18 protein-coding genes, 1 tRNA gene and 1 pseudogene are annotated in these 17,224 nt (G+C 74.6%); 12 read left to right on the forward strand and 8 right to left on the reverse strand.

Features of this window, described 5'->3' with window-relative positions; translation table 11 throughout:
- Nucleotides 1–23: 23 nt before the first annotated feature.
- The 4 genes from ispD to rlmB are packed head-to-tail and all read left to right on the forward strand — an operon-like array spanning nucleotide 24 to nucleotide 3,572.
- Complete coding sequence (gene ispD, locus BLW04_RS04525; protein WP_091537688.1) at nucleotides 24–704, forward strand: 2-C-methyl-D-erythritol 4-phosphate cytidylyltransferase; 681 nt, start codon at nucleotides 24–26, stop codon at nucleotides 702–704.
- On the forward strand, nucleotides 701–1,210 hold the full coding sequence (gene ispF, locus BLW04_RS04530) for a 2-C-methyl-D-erythritol 2,4-cyclodiphosphate synthase (RefSeq protein ID WP_091537592.1): 510 nt from the start codon (nucleotides 701–703) through the stop codon (nucleotides 1,208–1,210). The genes ispD and ispF overlap by 4 nt, the downstream gene beginning before the upstream one ends.
- Nucleotides 1,207–2,610: a cysteine--tRNA ligase gene (cysS, locus tag BLW04_RS04535; protein WP_091537593.1), complete on the forward strand. Its 1,404-nt coding sequence runs from the start codon at nucleotides 1,207–1,209 to the stop codon at nucleotides 2,608–2,610. The genes ispF and cysS overlap by 4 nt, the downstream gene beginning before the upstream one ends.
- Complete coding sequence (rlmB, locus tag BLW04_RS04540) at nucleotides 2,592–3,572, forward strand: 23S rRNA (guanosine(2251)-2'-O)-methyltransferase RlmB (protein ID WP_254781053.1); 981 nt, start codon at nucleotides 2,592–2,594, stop codon at nucleotides 3,570–3,572. The genes cysS and rlmB overlap by 19 nt, the downstream gene beginning before the upstream one ends.
- Before the next feature lie 48 nt (nucleotides 3,573–3,620).
- Here rlmB and BLW04_RS04545 read toward each other — a convergent pair whose 3' ends face one another.
- From BLW04_RS04545 to BLW04_RS04560, 4 genes are all read right to left on the reverse strand, one after another.
- Entirely contained in the window at nucleotides 3,621–4,703 is a 1,083-nt protein-coding gene (locus tag BLW04_RS04545) for an ABC transporter ATP-binding protein (protein ID WP_091537595.1), read from the reverse strand.
- Between the two features lie 70 nt (nucleotides 4,704–4,773).
- Nucleotides 4,774–6,054 carry a DUF445 domain-containing protein gene (locus BLW04_RS04550; protein WP_254781054.1) on the reverse strand — a complete coding sequence of 427 codons (1,281 nt, stop codon included), beginning with the start codon at nucleotides 6,052–6,054 and terminating at the stop codon, nucleotides 4,774–4,776.
- Nucleotides 6,055–6,132: 78 nt separating this feature from the next.
- A complete protein-coding gene (locus tag BLW04_RS04555; RefSeq protein ID WP_091537596.1) occupies nucleotides 6,133–7,521 on the reverse strand; it encodes a S1C family serine protease in 1,389 nt (462 codons plus the stop codon).
- Between the two features lie 117 nt (nucleotides 7,522–7,638).
- Nucleotides 7,639–8,403 carry an ABC transporter permease gene (locus BLW04_RS04560; protein ID WP_217630837.1) on the reverse strand — a complete coding sequence of 255 codons (765 nt, stop codon included), beginning with the start codon at nucleotides 8,401–8,403 and terminating at the stop codon, nucleotides 7,639–7,641.
- Between the two features lie 141 nt (nucleotides 8,404–8,544).
- Between BLW04_RS04560 and BLW04_RS04565 the strand changes: the two genes are divergently transcribed.
- Nucleotides 8,545–9,366, forward strand: coding sequence for a hypothetical protein (locus BLW04_RS04565; RefSeq protein WP_091537598.1), 822 nt, complete (start codon nucleotides 8,545–8,547; stop codon nucleotides 9,364–9,366).
- A gap of 10 nt (nucleotides 9,367–9,376) precedes the next feature.
- Here the strand turns inward: BLW04_RS04565 and BLW04_RS04570 are convergent, their stop codons facing one another.
- Both BLW04_RS04570 and BLW04_RS29455 read right to left on the reverse strand, forming a co-directional pair.
- Nucleotides 9,377–9,961, reverse strand: coding sequence for an NAD(P)-dependent oxidoreductase (locus BLW04_RS04570; protein ID WP_091537599.1), 585 nt, complete (start codon nucleotides 9,959–9,961; stop codon nucleotides 9,377–9,379).
- A gap of 110 nt (nucleotides 9,962–10,071) precedes the next feature.
- A pseudogene (locus tag BLW04_RS29455) lies at nucleotides 10,072–10,248 on the reverse strand (NAD(P)-binding domain-containing protein); the annotation flags it as partial.
- Nucleotides 10,249–10,315: 67 nt separating this feature from the next.
- Here BLW04_RS29455 and BLW04_RS04580 point away from each other — a divergent pair.
- The 3 genes from BLW04_RS04580 to BLW04_RS04590 all read left to right on the forward strand — a co-directional run bounded on the left by BLW04_RS04580 (nucleotide 10,316) and on the right by BLW04_RS04590 (nucleotide 12,563).
- A tRNA-Thr gene (locus BLW04_RS04580) sits at nucleotides 10,316–10,387 on the forward strand.
- 61 nt (nucleotides 10,388–10,448) lie between these two features.
- Nucleotides 10,449–12,260, forward strand: a complete 1,812-nt coding sequence (locus BLW04_RS04585; RefSeq protein ID WP_091537601.1) for a flavin-containing monooxygenase — start codon at nucleotides 10,449–10,451, stop codon at nucleotides 12,258–12,260.
- A 93-nt stretch (nucleotides 12,261–12,353) separates the two neighbouring features.
- Nucleotides 12,354–12,563 carry a dodecin gene (locus BLW04_RS04590; RefSeq protein ID WP_091537602.1) on the forward strand — a complete coding sequence of 70 codons (210 nt, stop codon included), beginning with the start codon at nucleotides 12,354–12,356 and terminating at the stop codon, nucleotides 12,561–12,563.
- Nucleotides 12,564–12,565: 2 nt separating this feature from the next.
- Here BLW04_RS04590 and BLW04_RS04595 read toward each other — a convergent pair whose 3' ends face one another.
- Nucleotides 12,566–12,964 carry a Rieske (2Fe-2S) protein gene (locus BLW04_RS04595; RefSeq protein WP_217630838.1) on the reverse strand — a complete coding sequence of 133 codons (399 nt, stop codon included), beginning with the start codon at nucleotides 12,962–12,964 and terminating at the stop codon, nucleotides 12,566–12,568.
- Between the two features lie 314 nt (nucleotides 12,965–13,278).
- Entirely contained in the window at nucleotides 13,279–13,677 is a 399-nt protein-coding gene (locus BLW04_RS04600) for a DUF5313 family protein (protein ID WP_091537603.1), read from the reverse strand.
- A gap of 88 nt (nucleotides 13,678–13,765) precedes the next feature.
- Between BLW04_RS04600 and BLW04_RS04605 the strand changes: the two genes are divergently transcribed.
- The 4 genes from BLW04_RS04605 to BLW04_RS04620 all read left to right on the forward strand — a co-directional run bounded on the left by BLW04_RS04605 (nucleotide 13,766) and on the right by BLW04_RS04620 (nucleotide 17,216).
- On the forward strand, nucleotides 13,766–14,203 hold the full coding sequence (locus tag BLW04_RS04605) for a CBS domain-containing protein (protein WP_091537604.1): 438 nt from the start codon (nucleotides 13,766–13,768) through the stop codon (nucleotides 14,201–14,203).
- A 46-nt stretch (nucleotides 14,204–14,249) separates the two neighbouring features.
- Nucleotides 14,250–15,170, forward strand: coding sequence for an EamA family transporter RarD (gene rarD, locus BLW04_RS04610; protein WP_091537605.1), 921 nt, complete (start codon nucleotides 14,250–14,252; stop codon nucleotides 15,168–15,170).
- Between the two features lie 223 nt (nucleotides 15,171–15,393).
- Nucleotides 15,394–15,654, forward strand: coding sequence for a DUF3263 domain-containing protein (locus tag BLW04_RS04615; protein WP_254781055.1), 261 nt, complete (start codon nucleotides 15,394–15,396; stop codon nucleotides 15,652–15,654).
- Between the two features lie 239 nt (nucleotides 15,655–15,893).
- Nucleotides 15,894–17,216, forward strand: a complete 1,323-nt coding sequence (locus tag BLW04_RS04620) for a LytR C-terminal domain-containing protein (RefSeq protein WP_091537607.1) — start codon at nucleotides 15,894–15,896, stop codon at nucleotides 17,214–17,216.
- Nucleotides 17,217–17,224: the final 8 nt, after the last annotated feature.

Here is a 17,224-nt window from a genome sequence, read left to right on the forward strand (position 1 = left end):
CCAGAGACTCCCAGACCACTCCCGTGCACGCTGTCGGCATCGTCGCAGCGGCCGGGAGTGGTCTGCGTCCGGGGGCAGAACTGCCGAAGGCCCTGGTTCTCCTCGGCGGCCGGCCGCTGGTCTGCTGGGCCGTGGAGTCGCTGCGCGCCGGCGGGGTGGCCGAGGTGGTGGTCGCCGTTCCGGCGCCCCAGCGCCCGGCCTTCACCGCCGTGCTGCCCGACGACGTGCACGTGGTGGTCGGCGGCGACACCCGCACCGCCTCGGTCCGCGCTGCGCTGGCCGCGGCCCGGGAGCACGCGGGCGACCCCGGTCCCACCGCCGTCCTGGTGCACGACGCGGCTCGACCGCTCACCCCACCCAACGTCGTCGCACGCGTGCTCGCCGCGCTGGCCGCCGGCGCGCTCGCCGTCGTCCCGGTGCTGCCGGTCGTCGACACCACCGTCGTGGTCGACGACGACGGCGTGGTGATCGCCGACGTCCCGCGGGCGTCGCTGCGCCGGGTGCAGACCCCGCAGGGCTTCGATCGGGCCACGCTGGTTGCCGCCTACGGTCGGGTGCACGGGACGGCCGCGGAGTTCACCGACGACGCCTCGGTCGTGCGGGCCGCCGGCGTCCCGGTGCACACCGTGGCCGGCGACGAGCGTGCCGCCAAGATCACCGTGGCCTCCGACCTGCTGGCCGCCGAGCGGGAGGTCGCCTCGTGACCGCACCACTTCCTCGCGTCGGCATCGGCACCGACGTGCACCCGGTCGAGACCGGCCGGCCCTGCTGGCTCGCCGGGCTGGAGTGGCCGGGCGCGGACGGCTGCGCCGGGCACTCCGACGGCGACGTCGCCGCGCACGCGCTCTCCGACGCCGTCCTATCCGCGGCCGGGCTGGGCGACATCGGCGGCCTGCTGGGCACCGACGACCCCCGGTGGGCCGGCGCCCGCGGCGCCGCAGTGCTGGCCCACGTCCGCGAGGTGCTCGCCACCGCCGGCTGGCAGGTCGGGAACGCCGCGGTGCAGTTGATCGGCAACACCCCGAGGGTCGCGCCTCGGCGGACCGAGGCGGAGGCGGCGCTATCCGCGGCCCTGGGGGCGCCGGTCAGCGTCACGGCGACCACCACCGACGGGCTGGGGCTGACCGGGCGCGGTGAGGGGCGGGCCGCGGTGGCCACCGCGCTGGTGGTCCGGACCACCTCTTCCCCGCCCGTAGACTCGGCGCGGTGAGCCTCCGCCTGTACGACACGGCAGCACGTGCCGTGCGCGACTTCACGCCCCTGCGTGCGGGACAGGTCTCCATGTACGTCTGCGGGCTGACCGTGCAGGGGCCACCCCACATCGGCCACGTGCGGTTCGCGATCGCCTTCGACGTGCTGCGCCGCTGGCTGCTGCACTCGGGCTCCGAGGTCACCTACGTCCGCAATATCACCGACGTCGACGACAAGATCCTCGCCAAGGCCGACGCGGCCGGCGTCCCCTGGTGGGCCTGGGCCTATGAGAACGAGCGGGCGGCGACCCGCGCCTACGACGCGCTGGGCACCCTGCCGCCCACGTACGAGCCGCGCGCCACCGGCCACGTGCCGGAGATGGTCGAGCTGATCGAGCGGCTGATCGCACGGGGGCACGCCTACGCCGTCGACGGCGACGTGTACTTCGATGTCCGGTCCTTCCCCGGCTACGGCGAGCTGACCGGCCAGCGGCTGGCCGACCTGCAGCCGGCCGCGGACACCGAGACCGACGACCGCAAGCGCGACCCCCGCGACTTCGCGCTGTGGAAGGGCACCAAGGCCGGCGAGCCCGACACCGCGTCCTGGGCCACGCCGTGGGGGCGCGGCCGGCCCGGCTGGCACCTGGAGTGCTCGGCGATGGCCGAGCGCTACCTCGGCCCGGAGTTCGACGTCCACGGCGGCGGACTGGACCTGCGCTTTCCGCACCACGAGAACGAGCGGGCGCAGTCGCAGGCCGCCGGTGACGGCTTCGCCCGGTACTGGCTGCACAACGGCTGGGTCACCATGGGCGGGGAGAAGATGAGCAAGTCCCTGGGCAACACCGCGCTGGTCGACGAGGTCGTCCAGCGGGTCCGCCCGGTGGAGCTGCGCTACTACCTGGTCGCCCCGCACTACCGGTCCACCATCGAGTTCACCGAGGGTGCACTGGAGGAGGCCGGCGCGGGTTACCGGCGGCTGGAGTCGTTCGTCCGCAAGGCGGCCGAGCGGGTGGGGTCGGGTACCGGTGCGCCGGTGCTCCCCGACGCGTTCTCCGCCGCCCTGGACGACGACCTGTCCACTCCCGCCGCGGTGGCCGTCGTGCACGAGGCGGTCACCCGCGGGAACACCGCACTGGCCGGCGGCGACGACGCCACGGTCGCCGGGGAGCTCGGGTCGGTGCGCGCCATGCTCGGTGTGCTCGGCCTGGACCCGCTGGACCCGCAGTGGGCCACCGGCGGCAACGACCAGCGGCTCGCGCAGGCGACCGACGGCCTGGTGTCCCTCGCGCTGGAGCAGCGCGCGGCGGCCCGGGCCCGCAAGGACTACGCATCAGCCGATGCCATCCGGGACCAGCTCGGCGCCCTGGGCGTGCAGGTCGAGGACACCGCCCAGGGCACACGATGGGAGCTGACGACCTGATGGCCGGCAACAGCCAACGCCGAGGCCGCTCGGCCGGCGCAGGCAAGAAGAGCGCCACCACCGGAACCGGGGGGAAGAACCGCAGGTCGCTGGCCGGTCGGGGCGCCACCCCGCCGGCCGCGGCGCGGCCGAACCACCCGGCCTTCAAGAAGGCCCAGGTGGCCGTCGCCCGACGGGACAACCGGCAGCGGGTGCAGCGGCGCAACGAGGAGTCCCCCGAGCTGCTGCTCGGTCGCAACCCGGTGCTCGAGGCGCTGCGCGCCCAGATCCCGGCCACCGCGCTCTACGTCGTCACCGGCGACACCAGCCGGGGCGGCACCGACGAGCGGATCGCCGAGTCCGTGCAGCTGGCCGCCGACCGGGGGCTCCCGCTGCTCGAGGTGGGCAAGGCCGAGTTCGACCGGATGAGCGACGGGTCGCTGCACCAGGGCATCGGCCTGATGGTGCCGCCCTACGATTACGCGCACCCCGACGACCTGCTCGACATCGCCCGGAACTCCGGGCGCCCGCCGCTGCTCGTGGCCCTGGACGGCGTGACCGACCCGCGCAACCTGGGCGCCATCATCCGGTCGGCCGCGGCCTTCGACGCCCACGGCGTCCTGGTGCCGCAGCGCCGGGCGGTGGGCATGACCGGCTCGGCCTGGCGCACCAGCGCCGGTGCCGCGGCCCGGCTGCGGGTCGCCCGGGCGGTCAACCTCGCCCGCTCGCTGGCCTCCTACCAGGAGGCCGGCCTGCAGACCATCGGCCTGGCCGCCGACGGGGACATGGGCATCCACTCCTACGACGGGTTCGCCGACCCGATCGCGCTCGTCGTCGGGGCCGAGGGCGCCGGGCTGTCCCGGTTGGTCCGCGAGCGCTGCGACGTGGTGCTGTCCATCCCGATCACCAAGGACACCGAGTCGCTGAACGTCAGCGTCGCGGCCGGGATCGCGCTCTACGCCGCCGCCTCCGCCCGCCGGTGACCGGTTCCGCAGAAATGGCCATTTCTGCGGAACGGAGGAGAGCCGGCGTCAGGTGAGCCGGATGCCGGACTCCGGGTGGAACACGTGCACCTCGTCGGCGCGCACCGCCAGGTCGACGGTCGAGCCCATCACCGGCGGACGACGTCCGTCCACCCGGACGACGAGGGAGGAGGCGGCGCCGTCGTGCCGGGTGGTGCCGTGCAGGTAGGCGTCGGCGCCGAGCTCCTCGACCAGCCGGACGTCCATCGTCAGCCCGGTGGGCTCGCTGCTCAGCGTGAACGACTCGGGCCGGATCCCCACGTCGATGGTGCGCGCGGCGCCGAGCTGGGCGAGCCGCTCGCGGGGGACCGGCAGGGCCAGCCCGCCCACCGCGACGCCGTCGGCGGTGACCGGGGCGCGGAACAGGTTCATGGCCGGTGAGCCGATGAAGCCGGCGACGAAGACGTTGGCCGGGGTGTCGTAGAGCTCCCGCGGGGTTGCGACCTGCTGGAGCAGGCCGTCGCGCAGCACCGCCACCCGGTGGCCCATGGTCATGGCCTCGGTCTGGTCGTGGGTGACGTAGACGGTGGTGGTGTTGAGGTCGCGCTGCAGGGCGGCGATCTCCGCGCGGGTCTGCACGCGGAGCTTGGCGTCCAGGTTCGACAGCGGCTCGTCCATCAGGAACACCCGGGGGGAGCGCACGATCGCCCGGCCCATCGCCACCCGCTGCCGCTGGCCACCGGACAGCGCCTTGGGCTTGCGGTCCAGGTAGGGCACCAGGTCCAGCATCTGCGCGGCCCGGCCCACCCGCTCGGCGATCTCGGACTTCGACGTGCCGGCCAGCTTCAGCGCGAAGCCCATGTTGTCCCCGACGGTCATGTGCGGGTACAGCGCGTAGTTCTGGAACACCATGGCGATGTCGCGGTCCTTGGGGGCGGCGTCGCTGACGTCCTGCCCGTCGATGCGGATCTCGCCCTCGTCGACGTCCTCCAGGCCGGCGAGCATGCGCAGCGCGGTGGACTTGCCCGAGCCCGAGGGGCCGACCAGCACCAGGAACTCGCCGTCGGCGATGTCCAGGTCCAGCTTGTCGACTGCGGGGGCGTCGTTCCCGGGGTAGAGGCGCGAGGCCCCGGCATAGGTCACCGTTGACATGGGCGGGACTGTAATGGCACGAACGGGCCGCCGGAGCACGATCCGGTGACGATGGGGCCGGCCCGGGAGCTCAGGACAGCAACTGGCCCACCGTGTAGATGACCAGCCCGGCCAGGCCGCCGACGACGGTGCCGTTCACCCGGATCCACTGCAGATCCCGGCCCACCTGCAGCTCGATCCGCCGGCTGGTCTCCTCGGTGTCCCAGCGGGCCACGGTGGCGCCGACCAGGTCGGCGACGTCGCCGGAGAAGCGCTCGACGGCGTACCCCGCGGCCCGGCGGCTCTGCCGCTGTACCAGCTCGCGGATCGTCGGGTCCTCCACCAGCAGCTTCGCGGCGTGCCGGATCAGCCCGGCCATCCGCGCCCGCAGCACCGAGTCGGGGTCGGCCGCGGCGGCGACGACAGTGGTCTTGACGGTGCTCCACAGCGACCCCGACCAGGTGCGCACCGCCGGGTGGTCGAGCAGCTCGTCCTTGAGCTGCTCGACCCGGGCGGCCGCGACGGGGTCGGTGCGCAGCGAGTGGACGTAGGCGCGTAACCGGAGGTCGTAGGCGCGCCGCAGCTCGTGCCGGGGATCGTCGCCGACCTCCTCGAGGAAGCCCTGCAGCCCGCTGAAGACCCGGTCGAACACCCGGTCGTCGACCCAGTCCGGCACCCAGGACGGCGAGGCGTCGCCCAGCTGGGCGCGGAAGACGACCCGGTTCTCCTCCAGGAACCGGGCCAGGCCGGTCAGCGCCGCCGACAGCACCTCCTGGTGCCGGTCGCCGTCCACGACCAGCTCCAACGCCCGGGCGACGGCCGGCGCGGCGGGGGTCTCGCGGAGCTTCCGGTCCACGAGGGCGGCGACGGCGGGCTGCAGGTCGTCGTCCTTGAGCAGGTCGGTCAGCGCACCCAGCGCCGCGCCGGCGTCCCCGGCGAGCCGCTCGGCCCGGCCCGGGGCGGCGAGGAAGGTGCCCAGCCGGCCGGGCACGTCGACGGCGGCCAGCCGCTCGTCGACCACCGCGCGGGTCAGGAAGTTGTCCTGCACGAAGGTGCCCAGGCTGGTGCCGATCTGGTCCTTCTTGCGCGGGATGATCGCGGTGTGTGGGATCGGCAGTCGCATGGGGTGCCGAAACAGTGCAGTGACGGCGAACCAGTCGGCGAGGGCGCCGACCATGGACGCCTCGGCGGTGGCCCGTACGTAGCGCACCCAGGCCCCGAGGTTGTCGCCGGCAAGCACGCAGACCAGGAACACGACGGCGGCGAAGAGGAACAGCGCCAGCGCCAGGCGCTTCATCCGGGCCAGATCGCGGGCGCGGGCCGGATCGTCGAGGGAGCCGGCCAGGGGGACGGTCAGCGGGGAGGCCGGCACTCCTCCAGGGTAGGGGCCCCGGACGTGCGACGACCCGGCACCTCGGGGGCGGTGCCGGGTCGTCGGTCCAGGGGGCGGTCAGTTGGCGGCGGCGTCCAGCGTCACGTCGACCGTCGAGGATTTGCCGTCCCGACGGACGGTCAGCGTCACCTGGTCGCCCGGCTTCGCGCTGCGCACCGCGGCGGTGAGCTCGGTGGCGGTGGTCACCGCGCGGTCGCCGACGGCGGTCACCACGTCACCGGCCTGCAGGCCGGCGTCGGCGGCCGCACTGCCGGCCTGCACCTGCACCACCTCGGCGCCGGTGCCGACGGCCGAGCTCTGCGCCGCCGTCCGGGCGCTGACGCCGAGCAGGGCGTGGGTGGCCGAGCCGTTGGCGATGATCTCGTCGGCGATCCGCTTGGCGGTGTTCGACGGGATGGCGAAGCCGACGCCGATGTTGCCGCTCTGGCCCGAGTCCTGGCCCGGTACGGCGGTAGCCACCGTGGCGATCGCAGTGTTGATGCCGATCACCTGACCGGCGGCGTCGACGAGCGCGCCGCCGGAGTTGCCGGGGTTGATGGCGGCGTCGGTCTGCAGCGCGTCGATGACCGTCTGCTCGGTGTTCGAGCCGGTGGACACCGCCCGGTTGGTGGCGCTGATGATGCCGTCGGTGACCGTGTTCGACAGGCCCAGCGGCGCACCGATGGCGATGGCCAGGTCACCGACCTGCACCTCGGTGGAGTCGGCGAAGGTGGCGGCGGTCAGGCCGTCGGCGTTGTCGAGCTTCACCACGGCGAGGTCCGACGTCGGGTCGGTGCCCACGACGCTCGCGTCGTAGAGCGTGCCGTCGGCCGTGCGGACCTGGACCGTTGCGTCCTCGGTGCTGCTGTCCAGGGTGACTACGTGGTTGTTGGTCAGCACGTAGCCGTCCGCGGTCAGCACCACCCCGGAGCCCGACCCGCCGCTGGATCCCGAGCTTACGTAGATGGTGACCACGCTGGGCGCGGCCTTGGCGGCCGCGGCAGTGGCGGAGGTGGCCGATTCCGGATCCTTGATGACGACGCTCTGCGCGCTGGCCGCCGAGGAACCGGCGCCGCCGTCGTTGCCGACCAGGGTGGCTACCCCTGCGCCGGTGCCGCCCCCGATCAGCGCCCCGGCGACCAGGCCGGCGGCCCCGAGCCGCCAGCGGCCGGCCCGGCGGACCGGCTGCACCGGCGCGGCGGCCGGCTGGAAGGCGGGAAAGCCGGGGTGCCCCGCGGCCTGGTGCGGTGCGCCGGCCGGCTGACCCCAGCCGGCCGGCGGCCAGCCCTGGTGCGCGGTGTCACCGGCGTGCGGCGGGAACTGTGCGGTCGGCTGCTGTGGGTTCGCGTACGGGTTCGGCACGGGCTGCGGCTGCTGGGCCTGCGGTGGCGCCCAGGAGCTGCCGGCGTCTCCGGGCCGGTCGGTGCCGTGTCCGGTCTCATCGCCCGGTCGGTTCTGCTCAGTCACTGGTCGTCCTCCCCTACCTCGCGTCGGGCCGTCCCCGCCGCGATGGACACCACTGTGCGGGAGCGGACTGGGCCGCAACTGGAGGTGGGCTGTGAGGTTCCTGCATGCGCCGGCCGGTCAGCGTCGCAGTACGCCGCGGGCCACGAGCTCCAGGGTCACCCACACCGCAAGGCCCTGCGCCGCCAGCAGCCCGACGAGCACCAGCAGCTGAGCCGCCCCGGCCTCCACGGCGCTGCCTCCGCCCAGCAGGACGCCGACGAAGGCCCCGGGGAGGGTCACCAGCCCGACGGTGCGGGTCTGGTCCAGCCCCGGCACCAGGGCGGTGGCAGCGACCGGGCGGGCGATCTCCAGGACGGCGTCCCGCGGCAGGAAGCCGAGCGCCAGTGCGGCGTCCACCTCGCCGCGGCGCTGGTCCAGCTCGTCAAACAGTCGCCGCCCGGCCAGCGAGGTCGCCGTCATGGCCCCGCCGATCACGATGCCGGCCACCGGGATGACCGCCACCCCGCGCAGCGGGACCGAGCCACTGGCCAGCACCAGGGCGACCACCGGGACGACGCCGGTGAGGACGGCGGCGCCGGCGGCGGCGACCCGTCGCACCCGGCCCGGAGCGTGCACCGGCAACCGGGTCACCCGCCCGGCCGCGGTGGCGGCCGCGACGGTGAGCATGAGCAGGACGAACAGCGTCGACAGCGCCAGTGAACCCAGGACGGCGGCCAGCACGGTGGAGACGACGGCCAGCTGGACCGCCGCCCGCAGTGCTGCGACGGCCACCGGGCGCTGCTGGCCCAGCCCGGACGTCCAGCCGACCGCCACGGCCAGCGCGGTCAGCGCGACCGCCGCGAGGGCGAGCCCGGGACCCACCTGCACGACGGAGTTGCCCACGGCGCACATCGTGCCTGGTCCATCCCCCCAGGACGGGCGGGATCGGCCGCGGAGGAGGACTCTCTGTACACGGGGGACGCCGCTGAGCTGATGCTCGGCGGCAGGGGTCTCCCTCGTTGCTCGCCAGCCAGGGAGGTGCCGGTGTCCGCGCACAGTCTGCTCAGCCGGTGCTCGACGGTGGTCGCCCTGATCCTGACCGGGGGACTCGCGCTCGTCGGGGGCGTCTCGTTGCACGGTACGGGCGTGGCCGCCGTGGGCCTGGCCGGGGCGATGGGCGCCTGTCTGACAGCCGGCATCGCTCGGGAGTCCGCCACCGGGTCCGCGCGCGCCACGACCGTCGAGGCGGCCTGGCGGACCGGGGTGGGCGTGGTGGCAGTCCTGCTGGTGCTGAGCGGCTCGGCGGCGCTGGCCGGCGGGGCCGCCCTGGTGGTGGTTGCACCCTGGGCCGCCGTGGTCGCGCTCGCCTGGTGGTCCCGCGGCGCCGACGCCCGCCCTGCGGGCCCGCCACACCCCTCCGGGAGCAGCCGGCCCGGCGCGGGACCCGCGGCGCCGGCCCGGCCCGCTGCCCGCCCGCCGTCGGCCCGGCGGGAACGACACCCCTCCTCGCGCGGCCCCGGCCACCCGCCCCTCCAGGATCCCGCCCACCCGGCGACCTCCCGGCCGGAGCCCGCGGCCAGGCCGGCCGCGGTGCCCGGTGTGCCGCCGGTCGCCGCCACCGACCTGTCGCGGCTGTCGATGGAGGCGCTGGGCCGGGAGTGGCTGCGCACGGGTTCGGCGCTGGAGGCCGCGGTAGACCCGGCCGTCCGGGCGCAGGTCGCGCACCGGCGGCGTGAGGCCCTCGACGAGCTGGAGCGCCGCGACCCGGTCGGGTTCGCCCGCTGGCTCGCCGCCGGGGCGACGGCGGACAGCAACCCCGCGCAGTACCTGCGCGGCGACTGGTCGGCGGGGTCGGGCACCGCCTGAGCCGGCCGGCTCAGTCCCGGTCCGGCGCCAGCCCGGCGATCAGCGCGCTGACGTCGACCGCCCCGGGGTCGGGGAGCTGTCGCGCCGCGGCGTCCATGGTCTCCAGCACCGCGGCGTCCAGCCGGTCGGGGACGCCGGCCGCCTGCAGCGCCTCCCGGATCAGCCGGGCATCCTTGGCCGCGCCGGTCAGCCCGAAGCTCACCGGGTGCTCCCCGCCGATCATGTTCGCGCCCTTTAGCTGCGCGTAAGGGGTGTCCAGCGGGCCGCCCGCTATCGCGTCCAGGAAGTGCTGCGGGTCCAGCCCCAGTCCGCGCGCGAGCGCGATCGACTGCGCGGCGCCGGCGGTGACCATGAACAGCCAAGCGTTGCAAGCCATCTTCAGCCGGCTCCCGGCGCCGGCCCCGCCCAGCCAGAGCGTCCGGCTGCCCAACGCGTCGAACACCGGGGCCAGCTGCTCGCGCGCGCCCTCGTCCCCAGAGGCCAGCAGCACCAGCGAGCCGTCCTCGGCCGGCTTCTTCGTGCCCAGCACCGGGCAGTCGACGAGGACCAGGCCCAGCTCGCCGGCGGTGGCGATGGTCGCGTCAGCACCGGCCATGCCGACGGTGGTGCACTGCAGCCACACACCGTGCCCGGCGCCGGCGCGGCCTGCCGGACGACGTCGACCGCGGCGTCCGCATCGAAGACCGTCGTCAACACGACGTGGGCACCGGTGGCAGCCTCCACCGGGGAGTCCAGGGTCTCCGCGCCGGTACCGGTCAGCGCTCGGGCCTTCGCCGCGTCGCGGTTCCACATCCGCACCGGGATGCCGGCCCGCCGCAGCGAGCCGACCATCCCTGCGCCCATCGTGCCGGTGCCGAGGACGGCGACCACGGGGAGCGTCATGTCTCCGATCCTGCAGCTCCCGGACCGCAGCGGCAGTGCGGGAGACCGGTAGCCTCGCCCGGAGCCCGCCCCATTAGCTCAGTGGTAGAGCACTCGCCTTGTAAGCGAAAGGTCGTCCGTTCAATCCGGACATGGGGCTCCGCCCGGCGCTCCGGCGTCGCCACCTGGCCGAGCCGGAGGTGACATACGACACTGCTGCCATGACCACCACCCTCGAGCAGAGCCCGGCCGCGACCGCCGTCCGGGGCTGGCTGTCCGACTTCGACGCCGCGCTCACCGCCGGTGACGCGGCGGCCGCCGCCGCGCTGTTCACCGAGGACTGCTACTGGCGCGACCTGATCTCCTTCACCTGGAACATCACGACCGCCGAGGGGCGGCCGGCCATCGCCGACATGCTCGAGCAGACGCTGACCGGGACCCGCCCGCGCAACTGGACGATCACCCCCGGGGAAGAGCCGGCCGAGGCCGACGGGGTCACCGAAGCCTGGATCCAGTTCGAGACGGCGGTCGGTCGTGGCCGGGGGCAGCTGCGGCTGCGCGACGGCCGTGCCTGGACGCTGCTCACCACGCTCTACGAGCTCACCGGGCACGAGGAGCCGACGCGGGACCGGCGGCCCAAGGGCGCCGAGCACGGGATCCACCGCGACCGCGAGTCGTGGCTGGACCGGCGGGAGCGCGAGGCGCGCGAGCTCGGCTACGAGACCCAGCCGTACGTTCTGGTCGTAGGGGGAGGACAGGGCGGCATCGCCCTCGGTGCGCGGCTGCGCCAGCTCGACGTCCCGACCATCGTCATCGACAAGCACCCGCGGCCCGGGGACCAGTGGCGCAGCCGGTACAAGTCGCTGTGCCTGCACGACCCGGTCTGGTACGACCACCTGCCCTACGTCAAGTTCCCGGACAACTGGCCGGTGTTCGCCCCCAAGGACAAGATCGCCGACTGGCTCGAGTCCTACACCCGGGTCATGGAACTCAACTACTGGTCCAACACGCGGGCCGTGAACGCCGCCTACGACGAGTCCACCGGGGAGTGGACAGTGACCGTTGAGCGCGACGGCATCCCGGTCGTCCTGCGCCCGCAGCAGCTCGTGCTGGCCACCGGGATGTCGGGCAAGCCCAACGTCCCCGACTTCCCCGGCATGGACGTCTTCCGCGGCGACCAGCACCACTCGTCCGCGCACCCCGGCCCGGACGCCTACCGCGGCAAGAAGTGCGTCGTCGTGGGCTCGAACAACTCCGCCTTCGACATCTGCGGGGCACTGTGGGAGAACGGCGCGGACGTGACGATGGTGCAGCGCTCCTCAACGCACATCGTGCGCTCGGACTCGCTGATGGACATCGGACTGGGCGCCCTGTACTCCGAAGACGCCGTCGCCGCGGGCATGACCACGGAGAAGGCCGACCTGGTCTTCGCGTCGCTGCCCTACCGGATCATGCACGAGTTCCAGATCCCGCTGTACGACCAGATGCGGGAACGCGACAAGGACTTCTATGGGCGGCTGGAGGCTGCCGGCTTCGACCACGACTGGGGCGAGGACGGCTCGGGGCTGTTCATGAAGTACCTGCGCCGGGGCTCGGGCTACTACATCGACGTCGGCGCCGCGGACCTGGTGGCCAACGGCGACGTCGCCCTGGTCAGGGGCCAGGTCGACCACCTGACCGAGCACTCGGTGGTGCTCACCGACGGCACCGAGATGCCGGCCGACCTCGTCGTCTACGCCACCGGGTACGGCTCGATGAACGGCTGGGCGGCGGACCTGATCTCCCAGGAGGTCGCCGACCGCGTCGGCAAGGTGTGGGGGCTGGGCTCGGACACCACCAAGGACCCCGGCCCGTGGGAGGGCGAGCAGCGCAACATGTGGAAGCCCACCCAGCAGGAGGCGCTGTGGTTCCACGGTGGCAACCTGCACCAGTCGCGGCACTACTCCCTGTACCTCGCGCTGCAGCTCAAGGCGCGCAAGGAGGGCCTCCCGACCCCGGTGTACGGGCTCCAGGAGGTTCACCACCGCAGCTGACCGGCCGGTGTGCCCGCTCGGTCGCGGGCGCGGCGGGACCGTGCCAGGGTCGGGGTCCCGCTGCCGTCCGGGCAGCCGCCCCGAGGAGTCCCGTTGAGCGACCACGTCTACCGGCTGAGCGAGATCGTCGGCACGTCCACCACCAGCGTCGACGACGCCATCCGCACCGCGGTGCGGAAGGCCTCGCAGACCGTGCGCAACATCGAGTGGTTCCAGACCTCGGAGGTCCGCGGCCAGGTCGTCGACGGCGAGGTCGCCTACTTCCAGGTCACCATGAAGATCGGCTTCCGCGTCGAGGACTGACCTCACACCAGGACGACGTCGTTCCCGCGGACCGTCACCCCGACCGGAATCAGCGGGGACGTCGCCGGCCCCTCCCGCACCTCACCGGTGGCCGGGTCGAACGCCGACCCGTGGCAGGGGCAGCCCAGCCCGTCACCGGTGGGCCGCACCGTGCACCCCGCGTGCGGGCACGTGGCGTCGAACGCGGCCACGGTGCCGGCCGACGGCTGGGTGATGACCACCCGGCGTCCGTCGACCTCGAGCAGGTAGCCGCCCTCGACGGGGACGTCGGCCAGCGCCACCAGCACGTCGCCGCTGGCGACCCCGGTCAGCTCTGGGAGGTCGATACCGCCTCCGCAGCCGGCCAGCGCGAGCGCGCAGAGGCCGGCACCGCCGGCGATGAGCAGGCTCCGGCGGGACACGCAGGGATGCACGGCCTGCATCTTCCATGAGGGCAGCGCCTCGAAGCTGCACGAGCCCGCGCTCCGGAGGAGCGCTGTGTCCTGAGGGTGCGGGGGCCGGAGGCTCTCCACCTGGGGGACACGCAACGGCTCCACGGAAGCCCGGGAAAGAACCGGGACCGCGGTGGAGTCCGTGGTGGATCTGCGCTCCGGAGGAGCGCTGTGTCCTGAGGGTGCGGGGGCCGGAGGCTCTCCACCTGGGGGACACGCAACGGCTCCGCGGAAGCCCGGGAACGGCTCGTGGCCGCGGTGGAGTCCGGAGGACGACAGTCAACTTAGTCGAAGCTGCCGGAGCCGCCGTCCCGGTAGCGGGCCCGCCTCTCCAGCCGCTCGCGTTCGGCCCGCTCGGCGCGCACCCGGGCGGTGGTCCCCGACGGGTGGCCGGCCTTGACCGCGCGGTGCTCGGTGGTCTCGGTCATGTACGCCAGGGAGAAGAGCAGCCCGATCAGCGTCCCGCCAATGGCCGCGCTCACCCGGAACCCCATCGGCACCGGCGGGACGAGCAGGCACAGCACGATCACGGGGGACAGTTGGACCAGCGCCCGAGCCAGGTGGCGCAGCACCCAGCTGCGCCGCGTGGTGTCCTCGAGCACCCATCCCGACAGGCGCTGGGGGAGGCCGCCGCCGAGGGCGTACCAGACCCACTGTGCCGGGTTCGGCCGTGCAGCTGACACACAGGAGACGGTAGGCGTCGCAGGCCGTTGCCGTGGGGGACGAGCTGCGCCACACTCCGCACGCGGGGGACGAGCCCGAGGAGGCACCGTGCGGGTCGAGGACGTGCTGCGGCACAAGGTCGGCGGGGGAGCGGTCGCCACCGTCCCCGGCGACGCAACGGTCGGCGAGGCGCTCGCCCAGCTGGTCGAGCGCAACGTCGGCGCACTGGTGGTGAGCGCGGATGGGGAGCACGTGGACGGCGTCGTCTCCGAGCGGGACGTCGCCCGCGGGCTGCACGCGCGGGGCGGGGACGTGCTCGGCGACCTGGTCGGCACGTTGATGACCGCACAGGTGCACACGTGCACTCCGGCCACCGCCGTGACCGACCTGACCCGGCTGATGACCGAGCACCGGGTGCGCCACGTGCCGGTGCTGGTGGCCGGCCGGCTCGCCGGGATCGTCTCCATCGGCGACGTCGTCAAGGCCCGGCTCGACGAGCTGGAGACCGAGCGCGAGCAGCTGGTGGACTACATCCAGACCAGCTGACACCGACGCCGCCTGGCCCTGGCGGCGTCGGACGTAGGGTCCCGGCGTGGACGAACGTCGTGTCGGGGTGGTCGCCGGGCTCGCGGCCTACGTCCTCTGGGGTTTGTTCCCGCTCTACTTCCCCCTGCTCGAGCCGGCCGGGGGCCTGGAGATCGTCGCCCACCGCGTGGTCTGGTCGTTGCTGTTCATCGGGCTGCTGCTCAGCGTCCGCCGCGGCTGGCCGCAGGTCCGCGCCGCCTTCGCCGACCGCCGCACGCTGCTCGTGCTCGCCGCGGCAGCCGTGTTGATCGTCGTCAACTGGCTGGTCTTCGTCTACGGCGTCAACTCCGGCCACGTCGTGGAGATCTCGCTGGGCTATTTCATCCATCCGCTGGTCAGCGTGCTGCTCGGCGTCCTGGTGTTCCGGGAGCGACTGCGCCGGCTGCAGTGGGTCGCCGTTGGTACCGCCGCGCTCGCGGTCATCGTCCTCACCGTCGACTACGGCCGCCCGCCCTGGATCGCGCTGGCCCTGGCCGGCTCCTTCGGCCTGTACGGGCTGATGAAGAAGCTGGTCCGGGTGGAGGCGGCGCCGGGGCTGTTCGTGGAGACGGCGCTGGTCTTCCTCCCGGCCCTCGTGGTCCTCGTCGTCCTCGAGGCGACCGGCTCGGGCGCGTTCGGCCACGAGGGCACGGGCAGCGCGCTGCTGCTTGCCTTCTCCGGCGTGGCCACCGCCGTGCCGCTGCTCCTCTTCGCCGCAGCGGCCCGGCGGGTGCCGCTGTCGACGGTGGGGCTGCTGCAGTACATCAACCCGCTGATGCAGCTGGCGATCGCCGTCCTCGTCCTCGGCGAGCCCATGCCGCCGGCTCGGCTGGCCGGCTTCGCCATCGTCTGGCTGGCGCTGGCCGTCTTCACCCTCGACACCCTGCGCGCCGCCCACGGCAACCGCCGGGCCGTCGCCGCGGCGGACGCCGTCCCCGTCGCCCCGTGAGGCCGACCGCCTGGGCGGGGATTCCACCTCCAACCGCCCGGCGCGACTACCGTCGGAGGGGTCCGTCCGGGGCCGGCCCCGCCGCCGGCCGGTCCGACCCGCGCCCATCGGAGGCCCGCAGATGACCAGCGACCCCGCACCCGACGAGGTGGCTGGCCCACCATCCGGCGAGGCCGCGAGCGAGACGCCCGTGACGGGTGGGGCGGGCGGGACGACCGCAGCTGTGAACCTTCCCGCACGCGACCGCGAGGTGCTCGCGTTCGAACGGCAGTGGTGGCGGTTCCCGGGGGCCAAGGAGACCGCCATCCGCGAGCGGTTCGGGCTCTCGGCAACCCGCTACTACCAAGTGCTCAACAGCGTGATCGACCGCCCCGAGGCGCTGGCCGCCGACCCGCTGCTGGTGCGCCGGTTGCGGCGGATGCGCTCCGCGCGACAGCGGCAGCGCTCCGGGCGAACGCTGGGCACGGACCCTTCGGCCGACTAGCCTTCCTCACCGTGGGGAGGCATGCGCAATCAGGTGGTGACGGCACCCGCCCGGACGGCGAGGTCGCCTCCCGGTTCCCGGACGACGCACCCCCGACCGCAGCCCAGCCCCCGGCCCGCCCGCCGGCCGGTGTCCAGCCCCCGGCCGCGCGTCGCCCGGCAGCTTCGGCAGCGCCTCCTGTGGCGCCCCGGCCCCAACCCCGCCCGGTCCGCTCCGGCCCGGACACCGAGGGCGACGCGATGACCATGCCGCGCCGCAGCCGGGCCGAGCGCCGCCGGGAGGGGCTGCTCCCGGCCGGTGAGGACCCGCTGCTCCGCCGTCCCCCGACCGCCGGTCGGCCCGGCCCGGCCGTGCCGCCCGTCACCGGACGACGCCGCACCGACCAGCCCGGCCCCGCCCCCTCGCCGGCCGACGTGCCCACCTCCGCGACGCTGTCGACGTCCGACGGCGCTGCCCGGATCGGCGCGGACCGCAGCCGCCTGGCCGCTCCCGCGACGCCCAGCCCCGCGACCCGGGCGCCGCAGACGACGAACCTGCCGTTCACGCCCGGCCTGCCCGCCTCGGCACCGGACGCCGACCCGTTCCCGTTCGACGACCAGCCGGATCGCCGCTCCGCCGCGGCCGCCGCGGCCGCCCCGGCCGGCCGACGTGCCGCGGAGCCGGCGCCACCGGCGGCCCCGGCTGCCTGGACCCCGGCTGAGCCGGCGGCCCGGCCGGCGCGTACGCCCGCGGCGCCGCGCGCCGCAGCTCCCGACCTGCGGAGCCCCGCCGTCGAGCGGGAGACCACGGCGCTCCCGCCGCTGGCCTGGGGCGAGGAACCGGCCGAGGCGCCGGTGCACGAGGGGGCCCCCGCACGCGTCCCCGGGCCGGGGAGCGGACCCGTGGGTGGCCGGGCTGCCGCCCGACTCGAACGCCAGGCGGCCGAGGCTGCGGCGCGCAAGGGTGGTCGGCGGGGGAGTACCGCTGCTGGCCCGCTCGCCCGTCCGGGTGGCCCGCCCGCGCCCCCGTCCGGTTCCGAGCGGGAGGCGGCGACCGACGGCCAGCGCGGCCGCGGGGCTCCCCGGCGTGCCGTCCAGCTCGTGCTGGCGACGGTCGTGGTGGCCCTGGCAGTGCTGGGCGTCTGGTCCTTCACCTCACCGCGCACCGAGGAGACCTCCGCACGGACCCCGGCAGCCACCGGTGCGCCGCCGTCCTCGGCGGCGGCGCCCGCGGTCGAGGCGACCCCCTCGGCCGAGGCGACTCCCAGCGTGCCGGCGGGCCCGGTCCGAGCCCCGATCACCGTGCTGAACAGCACCCGCATCACCGGCCTGGCCGCCGACATCGGCGACCAGTTCAGCGTCGGCGGTTGGCAGGTCAACGAGCCCGGCGCCTACGGCGCTGCGGACGTAGCCATCACCACCGTCTACTACACCGCTGGCAACTCGGTGCAGCAAGACGCGGCCAATCAGCTCAGGGAACAGTTCCCCGACCTCGCCGGGGGCCCGGCGGAGCGGTTCTTCGACGTCCCCGGCGTGCCCGACCCCGGCCTGGTCGTCGTCGTGACGGGGGACTGGCGGCCCTGACCGGCCCG

Origin of the sequence: Modestobacter sp. DSM 44400 (assembly GCF_900107175.1) — a bacterium.
GTDB lineage: Bacteria > Actinomycetota > Actinomycetes > Mycobacteriales > Geodermatophilaceae > Modestobacter.